Below are 21967 nucleotides of genomic sequence, written 5' to 3' on the forward strand. Positions count from 1 at the left end.
ATAAGCGTGCTTAACTGTGAGACTGACACGTCGAACAGATGCGAAAGCAGGACATAGTGATCCGGTGGTTCTGAATGGAAGGGCCATCGCTCAACGGATAAAAGGTACTCTGGGGATAACAGGCTGATACCGCCCAAGAGTTCATATCGACGGCGGTGTTTGGCACCTCGATGTCGGCTCATCTCATCCTGGGGCTGAAGCAGGTCCCAAGGGTATGGCTGTTCGCCATTTAAAGAGGTACGTGAGCTGGGTTTAAAACGTCGTGAGACAGTTTGGTCCCTATCTGCCGTGGGCGTTGGATACTTGACAGAAGCTACTCCTAGTACGAGAGGACCGGAGTGGACATACCTCTGGTGTACCGGTTGTCATGCCAATGGCATAGCCGGGTAGCTAAGTATGGAAGAGATAACCGCTGAAAGCATCTAAGCGGGAAACTCGTCTGAAGATAAGGTATCCCGGAGACTAGATCTCCCTAAAGGGTCGTTCAAGACCAGAACGTTGATAGGTCGGGTGTGTAAGTACAGTAATGTATTCAGCTAACCGATACTAATTGCCCGTGAGGCTTGATCCTATAACTCTAAAGGTTATATTGATTATATATTTTAAGAAAATTGTATAATATAATGCGATCTATTTTTTATTAATTAAATTAATTAATATATAGAAGTTGTGTTTCTTCGAATTGATTTAAGGATTATAATTTTATATAATCTTAAAGGTTTTGCCTGATCACTATAGCAAAGTTGATCCACTCCTTCCCATCTCGAACAGGAAAGTTAAACGCTTTTGCGCCGATGATAGTAGATGTACATCTGTGAAAGTAGGTTATGGTCAGGCTTCTTTTTTTAATTAAAAGCCCTAATATATTAAATTATATTAGGGTTTTTTTATGCTTTAATGGTTTTATGGTTCTTAAAATGTATTAAATAATTCTTCTATATTATAATATGATCTACATTTAGATTGCATTATATGTATAATAATATAGCTTGTATCAATTACAATCCATTCACCATTTTTTTCACCTTCTACTCTAATGGATTTTAAATTTAATTTTTTCTTGATTTGTTTTATAGTATTATATGCTAAAGCACGTGTATGAGTATTTGATGTACTAGTAGCAATAATAACTTTATCAAAAAGTACGCTTGTTTCTCTATTAGTATCAAATACTTTAATATCTTGTGCTTTAATATCAGATAGAGCATTTATTATAGTGAATTCTAATTTATTGATATTTTTGTCTATATTCATATGATTTATTTTATTTATTAATATATAAATTAAATTTTTTTATATATTCTATTATAGGTTTTTCAAGTTCATTAATTTTATCAAAGTTTAATTTTTTATTATTTATTTTATGTCTTATAGAAGTTGATGAAATTTTGTGAAATAGATTTGGCAATAATCTTATATATTTATTTTTTTCTAGTAATTTACGATTTAGATCATTTGGTATAAATATTTTTTTATTAGCACGTGAAAAAACAACTAAATCTACTAAATCAATAATTTTATCCCATTCTAGCCAAGAACAAAAATTAATTAATTGATCTGATCCTATTATTAAATAATATATATGATTTTTTCTTTGAGTATAAAAATATTTTATAGTATCTATAGTATAGTTAATTTCATTAACTTTAGTTTCTATTTCATCAACATAAATATTATTTTCATATTGGACGGCTATTTTTAACATAGATAGTCTATGTTTAATAGAAGCTATTAATTGAGATTTTTGAGAATGTATAGCACATGGTATTAATAATATTTTATTAAGTTTTAAAATATTAATAGCACTTCTTGCTATAGCTATATGACCTTTATGTACTGGATCAAAACTGCCGCCTAAAATTCCTATATGTTCTTTATACATTCCATTTTGTTATAAATTTTTTGAAGAATTCATATTTTTTTAATAAAATTTAAAGAAAATTCAAATAAAAAATATATTTTGACGATTGATTCTATACTAAAAATTGATCTCTATCAAATAAAATAAATTTAAAAAATTTTTATTTCATTAAAACTTAATATATTAAATACCATTACAATTGAAATTATTTAATTGATTTTTAGTAAAGACATAATATATTGATATTTTAATTTATTAAAAATATCAATATAAAAATAATTTGATATTCTTAATAAATTTTTTATATATTTTAATTATTTTTTTTGTTAGATTTCATAGCTCGCCATCCTATATCTTTGCGATATTGCATTCCATCAAAATGAATATTACTAATAATATCATAAGCTTTTTCTCTAGCTATACGAATAGAATCTCCCAATGTAGTAACACATAATACTCTACCACCAGAAGTAATAATTTCATTATTTAATTTTTTTGTAGCTGAATGAAAAACTACACATTCATCAGTATCTTTTGGTAACCCAGTTATAGGAAATCCAAGTTCAGGATTATCTGGATATCCTTTTGAAGCAATAACTACACCTACAGCAGTTCTACGATCCCACATAATTTCTGCTTTATCAAGGGAATTATTAATAGCATGCTCAAAAATATCTACTAAATCTGTTTTCATCCTCATCATGATTGGTTGAGCTTCTGGATCTCCTATACGACAATTAAATTCTAATATTTTTATATCTTTTTCAGCAGAATTATTTAATTTATTTGATATCATAACGCCAGCATATAAAAATCCAGTAAATGGTATACCATCTTTAGACATACCATTAATAGTTGGTAAAATTACATCTCTCATAATTCTATTATATATATCAGGAGTAATTATACTTGCTGGTGAATATGCTCCCATACCTCCAGTATTTGGACCTAAATCTTCATCTAATAGTCTTTTATGATCTTGACTTGTTGCTAAAGCTAATACATTAGTTCCATCAGACATTACTATAAATGATGCTTCTTCTCCTTCTAAATATTCTTCTATTAATATATTTTGGCTATAAAAATTATTAGTAAATTTATTAATAGCATCATGTGCTTCTTCTTTGCTTTTAGCTACCACTACACCTTTTCCTGAAGCTAACCCATCAACTTTTATTACTATAGGCATTTCTTCATTATCTATATAGTTATGTGCTTCAACAGCATTTTCAAAACAAGCATATTTAGCAGTAGGAATTTTATGTTTTATCATAAAATTTTTAGCAAAAATTTTTGAACTTTCTAACTGTGCTGCTGCTTTAGTTGGGCCAAAAATTTTTAATCCTGCTTCTCTAAAATTATCAACTATTCCAGCAGCTAAAGGAGCTTCTGGACCTACAATTGTCATATTTATATTATGTATTTTCGCAAAATTAATTAGATCGTTTATATCTGTTTCAGATATGTTTTCTATACGGTCATTATTAGCAGTACCAGCATTTCCTGGTGATACATAAATTTTTTTCACTCTTGGTGATAAAGATAAACGCCAAACAAGAGCATGCTCTCTACCACCAGATCCTATAACTAGTAATTTCATAATTAACCACAATTTTTAATTTAAAAAAAATTTTTTAATATAATTAATAATAGACATAAAATTAGAATGTAATTATTATGCTATATTTAACAATTTAAAAAATTACATTTGAATATACTTCTTTTATATCATCAAGAGCTTGTAAATTTTCTATCATTTCTTTAAATTTAATAAGATCATTATCATTAAGTCTAATTTCATTAATAGGTTTCATAGTCAAGCATTCTATTTCTGTTTTTAATCCTAAATTTTTAAAATCTAAATGTAATTCACTATATTTTTTAGGAGCACAAATTATTTCAATAAACCCATCATCATCTACAATAATATCTTCTGCATCATGAAATAAGGCAATATCTATAATTTTATTTTCTATATCTGCATTTTCTATAATATTAGGTGAAAATACAATTTGTCCACAATAATTAAATAAAAAAGATACAGAACCTTCTTGACCTAAATGACCTTGGTATTTATTAAAAATACTTCTTACTTCTGAGGTAGTACGAATTTTATTATCAGTCATAGTATCAACTATAATAGCTGATCCAGAAATACCATAACCTTCATACCTAGCTTCAATATAATCCATTTGGGTATTATCAATACCACGTTTAATCGCTCTTTGTATATTATCTTTTGGCATGTTTACATTATTAGCTTTTTCGCATGCTATACGAAGTTTTGAATTATTATTAATATCTTTACCACCTTCACGTGCTGCAATTGTAATTTCTCTAATTAATTTTGTCCAAAGTTTTCCTTTTTTGGAGTCTTGACGATTTTTACGATGTTGAATATTAGCCCATTTACTATGTCCAGCCATAATTTACCTAAAACATATAATTGATTAAAAATATATCATAAAAAATCTATTTATCTATAGATAGATGTTTATTATACTTCTATCAGTATATGATTTGTATTATTAATATTAAAAAAATAATTCACATATAATCAATAACTAATTTATATATTACTACTTTATATTGATAGTTTATAATTTATATAAATATTATAATTATTAAAAATAGGAATAAAACTTTGAAAAATACTATTAGTTATAATAACACAAACCATCTTTTATCTATTGACCAATTTGATAGAGATAGTGTTGAAAAACTTTTTAGAATAGCAGATATGATGAAACCTATTACAACTCGACAAAAAATTTGTAGAGTTTTGGAAGGAGCAGTATTAGGGAATTTATTTTTTGAAGCTAGCACTAGAACTAGAGTAAGTTTTGGAGCTGCATTTTGTAGACTTGGAGGATCTGTATGTGATACTACAGGATTTACATTTTCTTCGATGGCTAAAGGAGAATCTATTAGTGATACTAGCAAAGTTATTAGTGGCTATGTTGATATTATGGTAATTAGACATCCAGAAATTGGATCTGTAGCTCAATTTGCTAATGCAACAAATATTCCAGTAGTAAATGGTGGAGATGGTCCTGGAGAACATCCTAGTCAAGCATTATTAGATTTATATACCATATTAACTGAATTTGATAAATTAAATAAAACTATAGATGGATCCCATATAGCTATAGTAGGAGATTTAAAATATGGTCGGACTGTACATTCACTTATAAAATTATTATCTCTTTATAAAGGTCTTAAAATTTCATTAATTTCACCTAATATTTTAAAAATGCCAAAATATTTAATAGACCAAGCTTCTACTAAAGGTAATGTAATAGAGGAAAAAAATTCTATAACTAGTGGACTAGAAAATGTTGATGTGATATATGCTACAAGATTACAAAAAGAACGTTTTACTTCTGAGATAGATATTGATTCTGAATCTAGTTTTCAAATTAATTTAGCAAAATTAAATTTATATTGTAAGAAAGATACTATAGTTATGCATCCTTTACCTAGAGATAGTAGGCCTGGATCTTATGATCTTAGTACAGATCTTGATAAAGATCCTAGATTAGCAATATTTCGTCAAGCAGATAATGGTATTAATATAAGAATGGCAATATTTTCTTCTTTATTAGAAGTAGATGATTTAATAGAAAGGTCTATGAAAGATGCAAAATGGAAAAGTCCAAAAATTTTACGTCCTATTTAATATTAAATTTTAAAAAATATTTTTTGTATAAACATCTATAAAATTAATAAGGAACATATTGTAAATGATCGATAAAACAAATAATGATAAGAGTAAGATATTAGCAACAACTATCTCTCAAATTGAAAAACAATTTGGCAAAGGCTCTGTAATGATTTATGGAGATAATAATATACAAAATGATATACAAGTTGTTTCTACAGGTTCTATCAGTTTAGATATAGCTTTAGGTGTTGGTGGCATACCAAGAGGTAGAGTTATAGAGATATATGGACCTGAATCATCAGGTAAAACAACTTTAACTTTACATACTATAGCTGAAATGCAAAAAACAGGTGGTATTTGTGCATTTATAGATGCTGAACATGCTTTAGATGTAAAATATGCCTCTAAATTAGGTATTAATTTAGTTGATCTACTTGTTTCTCAACCTGATACTGGTGAACAAGCATTAGAAATTACAGATGCTTTAGTAAGATCTGGATCAGTTGATTTAGTAATAATAGATTCTGTTGCTGCTTTAGTACCAAAAGCTGAAATAGAAGGAGAGATGGGTGATTCTTTACCTGGATTACAAGCACGATTAATGAGTCAAGCTTTACGTAAATTAACATCTAATATCAAAAAAACAAATTGTATAGTTATCTTTATCAATCAAATAAGAATGAAGATAGGCGTAATGTTTGGAAGTCCTGAAACAACTACAGGAGGTAATGCTTTGAAATTTTATTCTTCAATACGTTTAGATATTAGACGCATTGGCTCTATTAAAAAAGGAGATGAAGTAATTGGTAGTGAAACTAGAGTCAAAGTAGTAAAAAATAAAGTAGCTCCTCCTTTTAAACAAGCAGAATTTGATATTTTATATGGGACAGGTATTTCAAAAGAAGGAGAAATCATAGATTTAGGAGTTAATTTAAATATTATAGATAAATCAGGTTCTTGGTATAGTTATAAAGGTAATAAAATTGGTCAAGGTAAAGATAATGTTAGAGAATTTTTAAGAACAAATAAAGAAATTTCTCTAGAAATAGAAAATATGATCAGAGAACATTATAGTACACAAGTGCGTAAGGTAATATTATTAGATAATATGATTGATGAAAAGACTACTTAGATTAAGAATTTTTTATATAATGAATCAATTATTCATTTCTATAAAATTAAATTTATTATCTAAAAAAGATTTTTCTATATATTAATTGTTTTTAAAACTAAAAATTTTTAATTATGAAAATGATGATATAAAATTTTTATTAGATACATTAGACTAAAATAATTTTCTATCAAGTGATAGATTTGCAACAAATTTATCACTTGATAGAAAAAAATTAAATATAGTATTTTTATATAGTTCAGACATAAAAAATAAAGACTGAATTAAATGAATATGAGCGTATAAAGATAATTTTAAATAAACGTTTTTATGTAAGATTTATAAATAAATTAGAATATTAAAAAAGTAAAATTTTTGTTATCAAGAAGTTTTATATATGACTTGATATTTTAAACTATTAAATAATTATATTTTAATAAATCACTGTTTTGCTTGAATTTAATATACATGCATTGGTACAATTAAATTATACATATTTTGTTTAATGTTATTTTTTATATATTAATTTTCTTTCATAAGAAAATTTTCATGACATATTAATTATGTCTTTGCTATTATTTAGTTCTTAATAAAATATTGTAGGTAACAAATGAAAATCCATGAATATCAAGCTAAGGAATTGCTTAGAAAGTTCGATGTGACAGTACCACAAGGCATGGCAGCATTTTCTGTAGATGAAGCAGTTAAAGTTGCTAAAAAACTAGGTGGTCCAGTTTGGGTAGTGAAAGCTCAAATACATGCTGGAGGAAGAGGTAAAGGTGGTGGAGTAAAGATTGCTAAATCTATTGAAGAAGTTCAAAAATATGCTTCTGAAATTTTAGGAATGCAATTAGTCACTCATCAAACAGGTAGTGATGGACAAAAGGTTCGTCGTCTATTAATAGAAGAAGGTGCTGATATTCAAAAAGAATATTATTTAGGCATAGTAACTGATCGTAGTTCACAAAAAATTTGTATGATGGCCTCTAGTGAAGGTGGTATGGAAATAGAAGAAGTAGCTAATAAATTTCCTGAAAAAATTGTTAAAATTTTTATCGATCCAATAAATGGATTGAATGATAAAGATGCAGAATATTTAGCAAAAAGTATTGGTATACCAAATACTTCCTTAGAAAACGCCATTAAAGAATTCAAAAAACTTTATAAAACTTATTGGGATACAGATGCTTCATTAGTGGAGATTAATCCTCTTATTTTAGATAGCAAAGGAAAAATTATAGCACTTGATGCAAAATTTAATTTTGATGCAAATGCAATATTTAGACATAAAGATATACTAGAATATAGAGATTTAGACGAAGAAAATTCAGCTGAAATAGAAGCTAGTAAATTTGATTTAGCTTATATACAACTTGATGGTAATATAGGATGTTTGGTTAATGGTGCTGGATTAGCTATGGCTACTATGGATACAATCAAACTATTTGGTTGTGAACCTGCAAACTTTCTTGATGTTGGTGGAGGAGCAACAGCAGAAAAAGTAACAGAAGCTTTCAAAATTATGTTAAAAAATAAAAGTGTCAAAGCTATTTTAGTAAATATTTTTGGTGGCATAATGCGTTGTGATGTAATTGCAGAGGGTATAATATCAGCATGTAAGGCTGTAAATTTGCAAGTTCCTCTTGTAGTAAGAATGAAAGGAACAAATGAAGAATTAGGCAAGAAAATGCTTGCTGATTCTGGATTACCTATTATTAGCGCAGATACTATGGCAGATGCTGCAAATAAAATAGTAACAGCTACTAAATAAATTCCAAAGGATTTATAAAATGTCAATTCTGATAGATAAAAACACTAAAGTAATTACTCAAGGTATTACTGGTAAGACAGGTCAGTTTCATACACGCATGTGTCGTGATTATGCTAATGGAAAATCAGCATTTGTAGCTGGTGTTAACCCTAAAAGAGCTGGTGAAGATTTTGAAGGAATACCAATTTTTTCTTCTGTAAATGAAGCTAAAAAAGTTACAGGTGCTACTGTATCAGTTATATATGTGCCACCATCAGGTGCAGCAGCAGCTATATTAGAAGCAGTTAATGCTCAGTTAGATTTAGTCATATGTATTACTGAAGGCATTCCAGTTAAAGATATGTTAGAAGTAAGAAATCATATGCGTCATATGAATAGTAAAACGTTACTTTTAGGACCAAATTGTCCTGGATTAATTGTTCCAGAAGAAATAAAAATAGGAATTATGCCAGGGCATATACATCGTAAAGGTAAAATTGGTATTGTTAGTAGATCAGGTACTTTAACTTATGAGGCAGTAGCTCAAGTTACTGAATTAGGTTTAGGTCAATCAAGTGCTGTTGGTATTGGTGGAGATCCAATAAATGGTTTGAAACATATTGATATTCTTAAATTATTTAACGATGATCCAGATACTGAAGCTGTAATAATGATTGGTGAAATAGGTGGCCCTGATGAAGTAGAGGCTGCTATTTGGGCAAAAAATAATATGCGTAAGCCTATTGTAGGATTTATTGCTGGTGTGACAGCACCAGCAGGAAAAAGAATGGGTCATGCTGGTGCTTTAATTTCTGGCGGTGCTGATACTGCAGATGCTAAATTAAAAGTCATGGAAGAATGTGGAATAAAAACTACTCGCAATCCTTCTGAAATGGGTAAATTATTAAAATCAATAATTTAACAAAGTTATCAATTTTATCAATTTGTAAAAAATAAAGCATAAATTTTATTAATTAAAATTTATGCTTTATTTTTATACTTGCTAAATTTATTATAAAGCAAATTATCTATAATTATAAAAAAATTATGTGATAGTTATAAATTTAATATTTAATAATAACCTGAAAATAACAATTATTTGAGTATTTATTTAAATTTTAAAATATGAAAATTTATAATTTTCAAGCATTTTTAAATAGCAAAAATTAAACATATATGTTTAATTTTTAACAAATATGAAATATGTATTATCAATAAAATTAAATTTTTTAATTTTTTTGAATAAATTTAATAATTTTTTAAAAATTTATCTACTTTATCAAAATAATATTGTTTATTAGTTTCAATCAATTGCATGATTGTGAATCAAATCTGATATTCTATATCAAGTTTTAATTTACATAGGTTTATTATATGTCATATTATCGTTTATTAATGATATTAATATCTACAATTTTTTGCTCAATTTTATTGAAATTTAATCCAGGTAATATATGGATAATATTAGATCCATGGTATATTCATTTTTCCTTGTTTTCATTTTTATTTTCTATAATTCTATTTTTCTATATATCAAATATTTTAATTAAAATATTTTTTGATTTATTTAAGATTCCTAGAAAAATTTCTAATTTGAGAAAAAAATACATATTTCAAAATAGTATAAATTTATTAGAAAAATCAATCATATTATTAATAATTGATAAAGATTTGGAAGCTAAAACTTTTTTAGAAAAATTATATAATTTAAATAATTATCAATATTTTAAATATATTGCTTTGATATTATTGATCAAATTAAATTTGAAAATAAATAACTTACAAGATGTTAATAATAGATTAAAAGACTTTCAAAATTTTACATATCAAAAATACTATAAAACAATAAACAATATTTTTTTAACACATATACTACTTAAAGAAAAAAAATTTGATGAATGTTTATTGATATTAAATTTTCTAATGAAAAAAAAAGAATTTAAATCTTTTGCAATGATGACAATGTTAAATATTAATTTACATTTGAAAAATTATAAAGAAGCATTTATTTTAAATAAAAAACAATTGCATATGAAAATTATTAATAAAGATACTTATATTATTAATAATAAATTATTAATTCCTAAATTAATTTATGATAGTCAATCTTATGAAGAATTTATCAAAATATGGGATAGTTTACAAAAATATGAAAAAATATTACCAGAAATAGTATTAGCAGGTTCTTGTACTTACAAAAATTTTGGATATTATGATTCTTCTTCAAGATTAATAGAAGATTATTTATTTCATGAAAATACAAAAATATTAGATACAAAAATATTAGATCAATATACTAATGATAGTATTAAAAGAATTCCTAAAAAATTAGCAATATTAGAATCATTATTATCAAAAAAACCAAATAATTTTATTTTATTTTATTATATTGGTTATTTATGTTTTTTAAATCAATTATGGGGGCAAACTGAATATTTTCTTATTAAAAGTATATCAAGCAATATTAATAAAACTAAAAAAATAAATTCTATTATATTACTTTGTAACTTATATAAAATACTTGATCGCAAAAATGATTTTGAAAAATACTGGAAGCTATTATTTAGTTATACAATCAATTTGCCTTTAGATTTTTCTAATTTAATATTACCAATAGATGATATTAAAAATAATCCGTTATAATATTAATTATTTGATTAAATTTTTATAAGGTGATATATGAGTTTAAAGTATATTGATTCTGGCATTAAATTGCCAGATAGTTTTAATGTAATTATAGAAATTTCAATGAATTCTGATCCTGTGAAATATGAAGTTGATAAAGATTCAGGTGTAGTGTTTGTTGATCGTTTTATGTTAACTTCTATGCGTTATCCCTGTAACTATGGATATATACCTGAAACATTATCTGATGATGGTGATCCATCAGATGTATTAGTAATTACTCCTTATCCAATACAAACTGGTACTGCAATTAAATGTCGTGCTATAGGTTTATTAGATATGGAAGATGAATCAGGTCAGGATAAAAAAATTTTAGCATTACCTATTGGTAAAATTTATCCTCCATATAACAAAATAATTAGTTATTTAGATTTATCTAAATATGAGCTGGAAAAAATTCAAAATTTTTTTGAACACTATAAAGATTTAGAAAAGGGTAAGTGGGTAAAAGTAAATAAATGGGAAAATATTGATATAGCTCATAAAGAAATTCTTGATAGCCATAAAAAATATATTGAAAATTCTAATAAAAGTTAATATTTTTAACAAAATTGTAATGAATAATAAAAACAAATGGCAACTATGTGTAGCTCCTATGTTGGGTATTACTGATGTTCATTATAGGTTTTTTTTAAGGTTATTATCTAAAAATACTCGTTTATATACTGAAATGTTGCATGTAAATGCTGTTTTAAATACAAATAAGATTATTAAAGATTTCGATTTTTGTCCATCACAACATCCTGTTGCTTTGCAATTGGGAGGTAATAATGCATCTATGATGTATAAAGCAGCTAAAATAATAGAAAAAATTGGTTTTGATGAAATCAATTTAAATTGTGGTTGTCCTTCGTATAAAGTGCAACATGGTTTATTTGGTGCTATTTTAATGAAGCATACATCTGTTATAACTGATTGCATAAAATCAATGATGGATGCTGTTAACTATATACCAATCACTATTAAACATCGTATTGGGCTGGATCATAATTACTCATATGATTATTTGTGTGATTTTGTAGGTAAAATTTATGATACTGGATGTAGAATATTTATAGTACATGCTAGAAATGCAATATTAGATAAGATGTCTCCTAAAGAAAATAGAAAGATTCCACCATTAAATTATTGTTTTGTATATAAATTAAAAAGAGATTTTCCTAATGCTACTATTGTTTTAAATGGTGGGCTAAACAATGTAGAGCAATCTATATTAGAATTATCTAAATTAGATGGAATTATGCTTGGAAGAGCAGTTGTAAATAATCCACGTATTATTTCAAATATTGCTAAATATATTTGGGAAGAAGACAAACTAAAGAGCGATATTGAAGTTATTCAAATAATGACAGAATATATGAAAAGAGAATATTATAAAACATATAATATAAAACCAATAGCTAAAGTTCTTTCTAAATTTATAAGTGGTATTCCAGGTAGTAAAATTTGGAGAAAAAATCTTACAAATTGTTCATCTCATGACTATATGGTAGCATTAGATAGTTGGAATGAATTATTTGAAATTAACAAATTTATTCATTAGTGTTGTTTTTTTGTACAAGTTAATATACATATTAACTTGTATGTATTTTTATACAAAAATTTTTAGTATAGTATTTTATCATTTTCATTTTAAAAATTAACTTATATCATATCTTTTATGTCAGGTAACTCATTAGGTAATTTATTCCGTATTACAAATTTTGGTGAATCTCATGGTCCAGCTATAGGATGTATAGTAGATGGTTGTCCGCCAGGGCTACAATTGGATATTGATGATATACAAAAAGAATTAGATCGCAGGAGACCAGGTACTTCACGCCATGTTACTCAAAGGCAAGAACTTGATAAAGTTGAGATATTATCAGGTATTTATAATGGAGTAACAACTGGATCCCCAATAGCTATGGTGATTAAAAATATTGATCATAAAAGTAATGATTATTCTAATATTGCTAACTCATTTAGGCCTGGTCATGCTGATTTTACATATTATAAAAAATATGGAATTAGGGACCCAAGAGGTGGTGGCAGATCATCTGCTAGAATGACAGCTCCTACTGTTGCTGCAGGTGCTATTGCAAAAAAATGGTTATTAGAAAATAATAATGTTATTATCCGTGGATATATGAGTCAACTTGGTAAAATTCATATACCTTTTATATCTTGGGATCATGTTAATAAAAATTTATTTTATGCACCAAATATTGAAATAATATCAAAACTTGAAGAATATATGGATCAACTTAGAAAAAAAGGTGATTCTATTGGTGCTCGTATTGAAATAATAGCAGAAAATATACCTGTTGGTTTAGGACAACCAATATATAATCGTTTAGATGCAGATATTGCATATATTATGATGGGATTAAATGCAGTAAAAGGTGTATCTATAGGCTCTGGTTTTAATTGTGTAGAACAATTAGGCTCAGAACACGGTGATGAAATTTATCCTGAAGGATTTAAAACCAATCATTCAGGAGGTATATTAGGAGGTATTTCTACTGGACAACCTATAAATGTTTCTTTAGCTATTAAACCAACTTCTAGTATAAGAATACCTAGACATTCAATAGATATAAATAATAATCCAGTTATAGTACAGACTTTTGGTAGACATGATCCTTGTGTTGGAATAAGAGCCATACCAATAGCAGAAGCTATGTTAGCTATTATTCTTATGGATCATTTTTTATTAAATAGAGGTCAATGTGGATAATTAAAATTAATTTTATTAAAAAATATCAAATTAGATTTATTTATCTATTTATTCTTATTTCGTTTTTATAAAGAGATTTTTATGAACCAAACTTTATATGATAAATTGTGGGATTCTCATGTAATTTATCAAGAATCAGATGGTACATCTGTATTATATATAGATCGTCAATTGTTACATGAAGTAACTAGTCCTCAAGCCTTTGAAGGATTATCTATTGCTAATAGAAAACCTTGGCGTATTGAATCTAATATAGCAGTAGCTGATCATAATGTTCCTACTATTAATAGGATTAATGGTATATCAGATCCTATATCCAAATTACAAGTACAAACTCTAGAAAATAATTGTAAAAAATATAATATAAAAGAGTTTAGTATGAATGATATTAGGCAAGGTATTGTTCATGTAATAGGTCCAGAACAAGGCATTTTACTACCTGGAATGACAGTTGTTTGTGGTGATTCTCATACTAGTACACATGGAGCTTTTGGTGCATTAGCTTTGGGTATTGGTACATCAGATGTAGAACATGTATTAGCTACTCAAACTCTTCTTATGAAAAAAAGTAAGAACATGTTAATTAATGTTAATGGAGCACTTCCAATAGGGTGTACTGCTAAAGATATTATATTATATATTATTGGAATAATTGGTACAGCTGGTGGTACAGGTTATGCAATAGAGTTTTCTGGTTCGGCTATTATGGATTTATCATTAGAAGGTCGTATGACTGTTTGCAATATGGCTATAGAAGCAGGTGCTAGATCAGGTATAGTAGCTGTAGATGATAAAACTATAGAGTATTTTAAAGACTTACCATTTGCTCCTAAAGATAAAAATTGGGATTTAGCAGTAGAATCTTGGAAAAATCTTCATAGTGATAAAGATGCTATTTTTGACTCTATTATTAATATAAATGCAGCAGATATTACTCCTCAAGTAACATGGGGTACATCACCAGAAATGGTATTATCTATAGATTCAAAAGTTCCAGATCCAATGCATGAGAAAGATCCTGTTAAACAAAAAAGTATTGAAAGAGCTATAGAATATATGGGATTAAAACCTAATATACCTTTAACCGATATATATATAGATCGGGTATTTATTGGATCTTGTACTAATTCTCGTATAGAAGATTTAAGATTAGCAGCAAAAACAATAAAAGGTAAAAAAATTGCAAATAATGTCAAACAAGCAATGGTAGTTCCTGGATCAGGAATAGTCAAAAAACAAGCAGAACAGGAAGGTTTAGACAAAATTTTTATGGATGCTGGCTTTGAATGGAGAGATCCAGGTTGTTCTATGTGCCTTGCAATGAATGCAGATAGGTTAAATCCAGAAGAAAGATGTGCTTCTACATCTAATAGAAATTTTGAAGGACGTCAAGGACAAAAAGGTAGAACTCATTTATTAAGCCCTTCTATGGCTGCAGCAGCTGCTATAGCTGGACATTTTGTAGATATTCGTAAATTTAATTAACTAAAAATAAAAAGGTTTCATGTAATATGCAAGCTTTTAAAAATCATTATGGTATAGTTGCACCTTTAGACAGAGAAAATATAGATACAGATTTAATTATTCCAAAGCAATTTTTAAAATCTATAAAAAAAACAGGTTTTGGTCCCAATTTATTTGATGAATTAAGATATATGGATCATGGTGAACCAGGAATGGATAATAGCTCTAGACCTATTAATCCAGATTTTATTTTAAATAAAATTCCATATAATAATGCATCTATTTTATTAACTCGTAAAAATTTTGGATGTGGATCTAGTAGAGAGCATGCTCCTTGGGCTTTAATACAATATGGATTTAAAGTAATTATAGCGCCTTCTTTTGCAGATATCTTTTTTAATAATAGTTTTAAAAATGGTCTATTACCTATTATTTTGCCAGATGATGAAATTGATTATCTTTTTAAAGAAGCATTATCTGATATATTAAAATTAAGTATTGATTTAGAAAAACAAATTATTATTTTACCTTCTGGTAAAGAAATATTTTTTAATATAGATGATTTTAGAAAATATTGCTTATTAAATGGTTTAGATGATATAGCATTAACATTACGTTATGCTGAAAAAATCAAATCATTTGAAGAAAATTATTTTAAAAAAAATATATGGTTGAAAAATGTATTTTAATATAAGTTAAAAATTATATTTTTTAAATTTTTTGGAATTTTAAATGAGTAAAAATATTGCTGTATTAGCTGGTGATGGTATAGGACCAGAAATTATCGAACAAGCTATTCGTGTTATTAAATTTATAGATCCTACATTAATACTAAATGAAGCACCTATTGGTGGAGCAGCATTTGATTTATTAGGACATCCGTTACCAGAATCTACATTGGAATTAGCCAAAAAAAGTGATGCAGTTTTATTTGGTGCTGTTGGTGATTGGAAATATGATAATTTACCAAGACATTTACGCCCAGAACAAGCAATTTTAGGATTAAGGAAATCTTTAAAATTATTTGCTAATTTAAGGCCTGCTGTTTTATATCCTGGATTATTAAATGCATCGACATTGAAAAAAGAAATTGTTTCTGGATTAAATTTATTAATAGTTAGAGAATTAACAGGTGATGTATACTTTGGTATGCCTCGTGGAGTTAGAAAAGTAATAGATGGTGAATTTATAGATGATTTAGAAGGTTTCGATACCATGAGATATGCAGAATCAGAAGTACGTCGCATAGCAAAAATAGCATTTGAAATTTCACGTTCTAGAAACAAAAAGTTATGTAGTATTGATAAAGCTAATGTTTTAGAAACATCGCAATTTTGGAGAAACATCATAATAGATGTTTCTAAAAATTATCCTGATGTTGAATTATCACATATGTATATAGATAATGCTGCGATGCAATTAGTAAAAAATCCTTTACAATTTGATGTAATTGTAACTGGTAATTTATTTGGAGATATATTATCAGATGAAGCCTCTATGCTAACTGGTTCTATTGGTATGTTACCATCAGCATCATTAAATGCAAATAAACAAGGATTATATGAACCAAGTCATGGATCAGCTCCTGATATTGCTGGAAAAAATATAGCTAATCCATTAGCAACAATATTATCAGCAGCTATGTTATTGCGTTATTCTTTAAATAGAGAAAAAGATGCATTAAAAATAGAAAATGCAGTACAACAAGTTCTTAATGATGGATTAAGAACTTCTGATATTTATGAAGAAGGATATTATAAAGTTGGTACAAAAGAAATGGGTGATGCCATTTTAAAAAAATTATCTAATAAATAATTAATTATATTTATCAATTTTTATAACAATAATAATTATCAAATAAGGATGATTAAAATGAATCAATCAGTAGGATTTATTGGTTGGCGTGGTATGGTCGGATCTGTACTTTTACAACGTATGAGAGAAGAGGGTGATTTTTTCTCTATAAATCCAGTATTATTTTCAAGTAATAATTCTGGTATTTGTAAGCCATCATGGCTAGAAGGTACAGAAAAAATTAAAAATTCCTATGATATAGAGTCACTTAAAAAATTACCTATTCTTGTCAGTACTCAGGGAGGTGATTATACATCTGAAATATTTCCAAAATTAAGATCATCTGGTTGGAATGGAATTTGGATAGATGCAGCAAGTACTTTAAGAATGGAAGATAATTCAGTAATAGTATTAGATCCAGTAAATTTAGATGTAATTCAAAATTCTCTTAAATCTGGTATACGTAATTTCATAGGTGGTAATTGTACTGTTAGTTGTATGTTAATGGGATTAGCTGGTTTATTTCATCTTGATTTAATAGAATGGGTCTCTTCTATGACTTATCAAGCTGCATCGGGTGGTGGTGCTCAACATATGAGAGAATTATTAACACAATTCGGAATCATTAATAAATCTATACAAGGTCTTTTAGATGATCCTGCATCTGCTATATTAGATATCGATAGAGAAGTTTTATCTACACAAAAAGATATTAGTTTACCTGTAAAACAATTTGGTATTCCGTTAGCAGGAAATTTGATTCCATGGATTGATAAAGATCTTGAAAATGGTATTTCTAAGGAAGAATGGAAAGCAAGCGTTGAAACTAATAAAATTTTGAATAGAAAAAATAAGGGGTTATCATCAGTTATTATTGATGGATTATGTGTACGTATTGGTGCTTTGCGTTGTCATAGTCAAGCTTTAACAATTAAGCTGAAAAAAGATGTTCCTATTGATGAAGTAGAAGATATTATATCTAAAAGTACAAAATGGTCTAAACTGATTCCTAATAATAAGCAATCTTCCATTACACAATTAACTCCTGTAGCTGTTACAGGTACATTAAATATACCTGTAGGCCGTATTAGACATTTATCGATGGGTAAACAATATTTGAGTGCTTTTACTGTTGGTGATCAACTATTGTGGGGTGCTGCTGAGCCTTTACGTCGTATGTTACGTATAGCTTTAGAAAATTAAATTAATGTATTAACAAAAAAATTTCCTAAAAAATATATTAAATATTTTTTAGGATAATATATTATGAATAGAATAGTAATGGGCATTTCATATGATGGCTCTAAATGGTTAGGATGGCAAACTCAAAAACATAAAAATACTGTTCAAGATGTTTTAGAATATGCTATAAGTAAATTTATTTCGTCTTCTTGTGAACATAAAGTTTCTATAATATGTGCTGGTAGAACTGATGCAGGTGTACATGCAATAATACAAGTTATTCACTTTGATACTATAATTAATAGAGATATGAAATCATGGATAAGAGGCACTAATGCTTTTTTACCAAGTAGTATATCTGTATTATGGGCACGTAATTTAAGTTTTGAATTTCATTCAAGATTTAGTGCTATTGCTAGAAACTACACATATATTTTATATAGAGGTAAGATTAGACCTAGTATTCTATATAAAAAAGTAGGTTGGACATTTAAAGATATAAATATCAATAAACTTCATAATTTATCTAAAAATATACTAGGAACTCATAATTTTAATAATTTTAGATCATCAGGATGCCAATCTAAAAATCCTATAAAAACTATATATGATTTCAATATATATGAATATGGTTCTTTTATAATTTTTAATATTAAAGGTAATGCTTTTTTATATCATATGGTAAGAAACATTATAGGAGCATTATTACAGGTTGCATCAGATAAAAAAAATGAAGATTGGTTTATTAATTTAATTAATGATCCATACAATAAAAAACCTATATGTACATTCTCCCCATATGGTTTATATTTATCATCCATTATATATCCAGATAAATTTAATTTACAAGAATCTAGAATAGAAAATAATAACTTATTTTCTATTTTCAAATTTCAATAAAAATTTAATATGAAGAGAACTAGAGTTAAAATTTGTGGTTTTACAGAAGAAAATGATATCTATGAAGCAGTAAAAATTGGTATAGATGCAATTGGTATAGTTTTTTATGAAAAAAGTAAAAGATTTGTAGATATTAATAAAGCAATCAAATTAAGAAAAGAAATTCCTATATTCGTTAATTGTGTGGCTTTATTTGTAAATGCTACTAAAGATTTCATTATGAAAGTACAAGATAAAGTTTGTCCTGATATACTTCAATTTCATGGAGATATAGAATCTCAACAATTTTGTGAAAGTTTTCATCAAAAATTTATTCGTGCTATCAGAATTGGTTCAGATCATCTAAATAGTACAGAACAAATTTATTTAGAATGTAAAAAATATAATAATGCTTCAGGAATATTATTTGATAGTTATACTAACAATTACGGTGGTAGTGGTAAAATTTTTCAACATGATTTAATTAAAAATCTTGATAAGAAAATAAATTGTCCTATAATATTATCTGGTGGTATAAATCATGATAATTTAGAGACAGCCATAAAAAATATCCAACCATGGGCTATTGATGTAAGTAGTGGTGTAGAGTCGTCATGTGGAATAAAGTCAAAAAACAAAATGAAAGATTTAATTTCCAAACTATATCATATAGATATTAATAATTCTCGTTTATAAAGAATATATACATTGAAAATATTTGAATTTCTTATAAATCAAATGTAAAATCTTAAATATCATAATGGGTGGTTAGCTCAGTTGGTTAGAGCACTACGTTGACATCGTAGAGGTCGTTGGTTCGAATCCAATACCACCCACCAATAAAAAATCAATTTTTAAAACTAAAGGCACACTATTAAGTGTTTTACATTCATATTTCTGGGAAATATTATTTATGATACAGATTACTTTGCATAATGGATCTATTTTTGAATATTCTCATCCAGTGACTGTTTCACATTTAGCCCATATGATAAGTAAAGATCTTTTTAAAAAAGCTTTAGGTGCTATTATTTTATCTAATAAAAATTATCCTTTAGTAGATGTTAATTATCTAATAAAAGAAGATATTAACATAAAAATAGTCACAGCAGAAGATCCTGAAGGATTGGATATAATTCGCCACTCCACTGCTCATTTATTAGCTTATGCTGTTAAATCCTTATTTGATGATATTAAAATTGCAATAGGTCCAACTACTAAAGATGGTTTTTTTTATGACTTTTCATATAAACGCTCTTTTACTCCAGATGATCTTATTTTAATAGAAAATAAAATGAAAGAGCTAGCAAAAAAAAATGAACCGATCATAAAAAAAGAATTATCTCGAGAAGATGCTATTAATCTTTTTGAATCTTTAAATGAAACATATAAGGTATCACTAATTGTTAATATACCTAATAATGAAAAAATTACTATTTATCAAGAAGGTGATTTTATAGATTTATGTAAAGGACCACATGTGCCATCTACTGGTTTTTTAAAAGTATTTAAATTAACTAAAATTTCTGGTGCTTATTGGCAAGGCAATAGTAAAAATGAAATGTTACAACGTATATATGGTACTGCCTGGAATAGTATAGAAGATCAAAACAATTATATACATATGCTTGAAGAAGCAGAAAAGAGAGATCATCGAAAAATAGGAAAAGAATTAGATTTATTTCATTTTCAAGAAGAAGCTCCAGGATTAATTTTTTGGCATGAAAAAGGTTGGGTAATTTGGCAGCAAATAGAATTATATATGAGAGGAATTTATAAAAATAATGATTATAAAGAAGTTAAATCACCTCAAATTATAGATATATCTTTGTGGAAAAAGACAGGTCATTGGGATAATTATAGAGAAAATATATTTACTACTGAATCAGAAAATCGTATTTATGGAATTAAACCGATGAATTGTCCTGGTCATATACAAATTTTTAAATCAAAGTTACATTCATATCGTGAATTGCCAATTAGATATGGAGAATTTGGACAATGTCATCGTAACGAATCTTCTGGATCTTTGCACGGAATTATGCGAGTACGTGGATTTACACAAGATGATGGACATATATTTTGTACTCCAGATCAAATACAAGAAGAATGCATAAAATTTACATTATTATTGCAGAAAGTATATAGAGATTTTGGATTTACTGATATTTTATATAGAGTTGCTACAAGACCTAAGAAAAAAATAGGTACAGATGCAATTTGGGATTTATCTGAAAAAGCTTTGGTAGATAGCTTAAAAAAATCTAATTGCAATTTTGAAATTATGCCGGAAGATGGTGCATTTTATGGCCCTAAAATAGAATATACTCTTAAAGATGCAATAGGGCGTTTTTGGCAATGTGGTACTTTACAGGTTGATTTTTCTATGCCTTCATTACTTGGAGCAGAGTATATTGATAAACATGATCAACGCATAAACCCAGTTATAATACATCGTGCTATTTTAGGATCTTTTGAAAGGTTTATAGGAATGTTAATTGAACATTATGTTGGTGCTATGCCAACTTGGTTAGCTCCTATTCAGGTAGTTATATGTTGTATTTCTGATATATATTCAGAATATGTAGAAAAACTTAATCATTTATTTTTGAAAGAAAATTTTAGATCTATTACAGACTTAAGATCAGAAAAAATTAATAAAAAAATACGAGAACATAGTTTACAAAAAATTCCATATATATTAATTATTGGTGAAAAAGAAATGAATACAGATACTGTATCAGTTAGAGGCTTAAAAAATTTAAATTTAGGATCTATGTCTATAGAAGCATTTATCAAAATACTAAAAGAAGATATTAATAGTAAGCGTTGTATTTTATAATCTAATATTTTATACT

General features: G+C 27.0%; 19 protein-coding genes, 1 tRNA gene and 2 rRNA genes (1 of these 22 running past the window's edge). 18 read left to right on the plus strand and 4 right to left on the minus strand.

What is annotated here, in order from left to right; all coding sequences use genetic code 11:
- Positions 1 to 571, plus strand: a 23S ribosomal RNA gene (locus CKSOR_RS00985); it begins 2306 nt to the left of the window's first position.
- 153 nt (positions 572 to 724) lie between these two features.
- A 5S ribosomal RNA gene (rrf, locus tag CKSOR_RS00990) occupies positions 725 to 837 on the plus strand.
- 75 nt (positions 838 to 912) lie between these two features.
- Here the strand turns inward: rrf and rsfS are convergent.
- The 4 genes from rsfS to CKSOR_RS01010 all read right to left on the minus strand — a co-directional run bounded on the left by rsfS (position 913) and on the right by CKSOR_RS01010 (position 4287).
- Complete coding sequence (rsfS, locus tag CKSOR_RS00995; RefSeq protein WP_234411227.1) at positions 913 to 1254, minus strand: ribosome silencing factor; 342 nt, start codon at positions 1252 to 1254, stop codon at positions 913 to 915.
- A gap of 10 nt (positions 1255 to 1264) precedes the next feature.
- A complete protein-coding gene (nadD, locus tag CKSOR_RS01000) occupies positions 1265 to 1882 on the minus strand; it encodes a nicotinate (nicotinamide) nucleotide adenylyltransferase (protein WP_108673742.1) in 618 nt (205 codons plus the stop codon).
- Positions 1883 to 2171: 289 nt separating this feature from the next.
- Positions 2172 to 3461, minus strand: a complete 1290-nt coding sequence (purD, locus tag CKSOR_RS01005) for a phosphoribosylamine--glycine ligase (RefSeq protein WP_108673743.1) — start codon at positions 3459 to 3461, stop codon at positions 2172 to 2174.
- Positions 3462 to 3555: 94 nt separating this feature from the next.
- Complete coding sequence (locus CKSOR_RS01010) at positions 3556 to 4287, minus strand: YebC/PmpR family DNA-binding transcriptional regulator (protein ID WP_108673744.1); 732 nt, start codon at positions 4285 to 4287, stop codon at positions 3556 to 3558.
- A 218-nt stretch (positions 4288 to 4505) separates the two neighbouring features.
- Here CKSOR_RS01010 and CKSOR_RS01015 point away from each other — a divergent pair, with 218 nt between their 5' ends.
- From CKSOR_RS01015 to thrS, 16 genes are all read left to right on the plus strand, one after another.
- Complete coding sequence (locus CKSOR_RS01015; protein ID WP_234411228.1) at positions 4506 to 5540, plus strand: aspartate carbamoyltransferase; 1035 nt, start codon at positions 4506 to 4508, stop codon at positions 5538 to 5540.
- Between the two features lie 64 nt (positions 5541 to 5604).
- On the plus strand, positions 5605 to 6657 hold the full coding sequence (gene recA, locus CKSOR_RS01020; RefSeq protein ID WP_108673746.1) for a recombinase RecA: 1053 nt from the start codon (positions 5605 to 5607) through the stop codon (positions 6655 to 6657).
- Between the two features lie 589 nt (positions 6658 to 7246).
- Complete coding sequence (gene sucC, locus CKSOR_RS01025; protein WP_108673747.1) at positions 7247 to 8407, plus strand: ADP-forming succinate--CoA ligase subunit beta; 1161 nt, start codon at positions 7247 to 7249, stop codon at positions 8405 to 8407.
- A gap of 19 nt (positions 8408 to 8426) precedes the next feature.
- Positions 8427 to 9308 carry a succinate--CoA ligase subunit alpha gene (sucD, locus tag CKSOR_RS01030; RefSeq protein WP_108673748.1) on the plus strand — a complete coding sequence of 294 codons (882 nt, stop codon included), beginning with the start codon at positions 8427 to 8429 and terminating at the stop codon, positions 9306 to 9308.
- 452 nt (positions 9309 to 9760) lie between these two features.
- Positions 9761 to 11029: a heme biosynthesis protein HemY gene (locus CKSOR_RS01035; RefSeq protein WP_108673749.1), complete on the plus strand. Its 1269-nt coding sequence runs from the start codon at positions 9761 to 9763 to the stop codon at positions 11027 to 11029.
- A 36-nt stretch (positions 11030 to 11065) separates the two neighbouring features.
- Positions 11066 to 11608 carry an inorganic diphosphatase gene (ppa, locus tag CKSOR_RS01040; RefSeq protein ID WP_108673750.1) on the plus strand — a complete coding sequence of 181 codons (543 nt, stop codon included), beginning with the start codon at positions 11066 to 11068 and terminating at the stop codon, positions 11606 to 11608.
- Positions 11609 to 11627: 19 nt separating this feature from the next.
- Positions 11628 to 12614, plus strand: a complete 987-nt coding sequence (gene dusA, locus CKSOR_RS01045; RefSeq protein ID WP_150130247.1) for a tRNA dihydrouridine(20/20a) synthase DusA — start codon at positions 11628 to 11630, stop codon at positions 12612 to 12614.
- A 117-nt stretch (positions 12615 to 12731) separates the two neighbouring features.
- Positions 12732 to 13790, plus strand: a complete 1059-nt coding sequence (aroC, locus tag CKSOR_RS01050; protein WP_108673752.1) for a chorismate synthase — start codon at positions 12732 to 12734, stop codon at positions 13788 to 13790.
- 81 nt (positions 13791 to 13871) lie between these two features.
- Positions 13872 to 15275, plus strand: coding sequence for a 3-isopropylmalate dehydratase large subunit (gene leuC, locus CKSOR_RS01055; RefSeq protein ID WP_108673753.1), 1404 nt, complete (start codon positions 13872 to 13874; stop codon positions 15273 to 15275).
- Positions 15276 to 15301: 26 nt separating this feature from the next.
- Entirely contained in the window at positions 15302 to 15943 is a 642-nt protein-coding gene (gene leuD, locus CKSOR_RS01060) for a 3-isopropylmalate dehydratase small subunit (protein WP_108673754.1), read from the plus strand.
- Positions 15944 to 15986: 43 nt separating this feature from the next.
- A complete protein-coding gene (gene leuB / locus CKSOR_RS01065; RefSeq protein WP_108673755.1) occupies positions 15987 to 17069 on the plus strand; it encodes a 3-isopropylmalate dehydrogenase in 1083 nt (360 codons plus the stop codon).
- Positions 17070 to 17126: 57 nt separating this feature from the next.
- Entirely contained in the window at positions 17127 to 18251 is a 1125-nt protein-coding gene (gene asd, locus CKSOR_RS01070) for an aspartate-semialdehyde dehydrogenase (protein ID WP_108673756.1), read from the plus strand.
- Between the two features lie 63 nt (positions 18252 to 18314).
- On the plus strand, positions 18315 to 19130 hold the full coding sequence (truA, locus tag CKSOR_RS01075; RefSeq protein ID WP_108673757.1) for a tRNA pseudouridine(38-40) synthase TruA: 816 nt from the start codon (positions 18315 to 18317) through the stop codon (positions 19128 to 19130).
- Between the two features lie 9 nt (positions 19131 to 19139).
- Positions 19140 to 19805, plus strand: coding sequence for a phosphoribosylanthranilate isomerase (locus CKSOR_RS01080; protein WP_108673758.1), 666 nt, complete (start codon positions 19140 to 19142; stop codon positions 19803 to 19805).
- A 66-nt stretch (positions 19806 to 19871) separates the two neighbouring features.
- Positions 19872 to 19948 (plus strand) — tRNA-Val (locus CKSOR_RS01085).
- A 74-nt stretch (positions 19949 to 20022) separates the two neighbouring features.
- On the plus strand, positions 20023 to 21951 hold the full coding sequence (thrS, locus tag CKSOR_RS01090) for a threonine--tRNA ligase (protein ID WP_108673759.1): 1929 nt from the start codon (positions 20023 to 20025) through the stop codon (positions 21949 to 21951).
- Positions 21952 to 21967 lie beyond the last annotated feature (16 nt).

This window comes from Candidatus Kinetoplastibacterium sorsogonicusi (genome assembly GCF_003072465.1).
Lineage (GTDB): Bacteria > Pseudomonadota > Gammaproteobacteria > Burkholderiales > Burkholderiaceae_B > Kinetoplastidibacterium > Kinetoplastidibacterium kentomonadis.

What these genes read in the sequence shown, in the direction of transcription:
- leuB (WP_108673755.1), top strand. Translation starts at nt 15,987, where the DNA reads ATGAGTAAAAATATTGCTGTATTAGCTGGTGATGGTATAGGACCAGAA.
- sucD (WP_108673748.1), top strand. Translation starts at nt 8,427, where the DNA reads ATGTCAATTCTGATAGATAAAAACACTAAAGTAATTACTCAAGGTATT.
- purD (WP_108673743.1), bottom strand. Translation starts at nt 3,461, where the DNA reads ATGAAATTACTAGTTATAGGATCTGGTGGTAGAGAGCATGCTCTTGTT.
- nadD (WP_108673742.1), bottom strand. Translation starts at nt 1,882, where the DNA reads ATGTATAAAGAACATATAGGAATTTTAGGCGGCAGTTTTGATCCAGTA.
- CKSOR_RS01080 (WP_108673758.1), top strand. Translation starts at nt 19,140, where the DNA reads ATGAAGAGAACTAGAGTTAAAATTTGTGGTTTTACAGAAGAAAATGAT.
- leuC (WP_108673753.1), top strand. Translation starts at nt 13,872, where the DNA reads ATGAACCAAACTTTATATGATAAATTGTGGGATTCTCATGTAATTTAT.
- leuD (WP_108673754.1), top strand. Translation starts at nt 15,302, where the DNA reads ATGCAAGCTTTTAAAAATCATTATGGTATAGTTGCACCTTTAGACAGA.
- truA (WP_108673757.1), top strand. Translation starts at nt 18,315, where the DNA reads ATGAATAGAATAGTAATGGGCATTTCATATGATGGCTCTAAATGGTTA.
- aroC (WP_108673752.1), top strand. Translation starts at nt 12,732, where the DNA reads ATGTCAGGTAACTCATTAGGTAATTTATTCCGTATTACAAATTTTGGT.
- rsfS (WP_234411227.1), bottom strand. Translation starts at nt 1,254, where the DNA reads ATGAATATAGACAAAAATATCAATAAATTAGAATTCACTATAATAAAT.
- CKSOR_RS01035 (WP_108673749.1), top strand. Translation starts at nt 9,761, where the DNA reads ATGTCATATTATCGTTTATTAATGATATTAATATCTACAATTTTTTGC.
- recA (WP_108673746.1), top strand. Translation starts at nt 5,605, where the DNA reads ATGATCGATAAAACAAATAATGATAAGAGTAAGATATTAGCAACAACT.
- sucC (WP_108673747.1), top strand. Translation starts at nt 7,247, where the DNA reads ATGAAAATCCATGAATATCAAGCTAAGGAATTGCTTAGAAAGTTCGAT.
- ppa (WP_108673750.1), top strand. Translation starts at nt 11,066, where the DNA reads ATGAGTTTAAAGTATATTGATTCTGGCATTAAATTGCCAGATAGTTTT.
- CKSOR_RS01010 (WP_108673744.1), bottom strand. Translation starts at nt 4,287, where the DNA reads ATGGCTGGACATAGTAAATGGGCTAATATTCAACATCGTAAAAATCGT.
- dusA (WP_150130247.1), top strand. Translation starts at nt 11,628, where the DNA reads ATGAATAATAAAAACAAATGGCAACTATGTGTAGCTCCTATGTTGGGT.
- thrS (WP_108673759.1), top strand. Translation starts at nt 20,023, where the DNA reads ATGATACAGATTACTTTGCATAATGGATCTATTTTTGAATATTCTCAT.
- asd (WP_108673756.1), top strand. Translation starts at nt 17,127, where the DNA reads ATGAATCAATCAGTAGGATTTATTGGTTGGCGTGGTATGGTCGGATCT.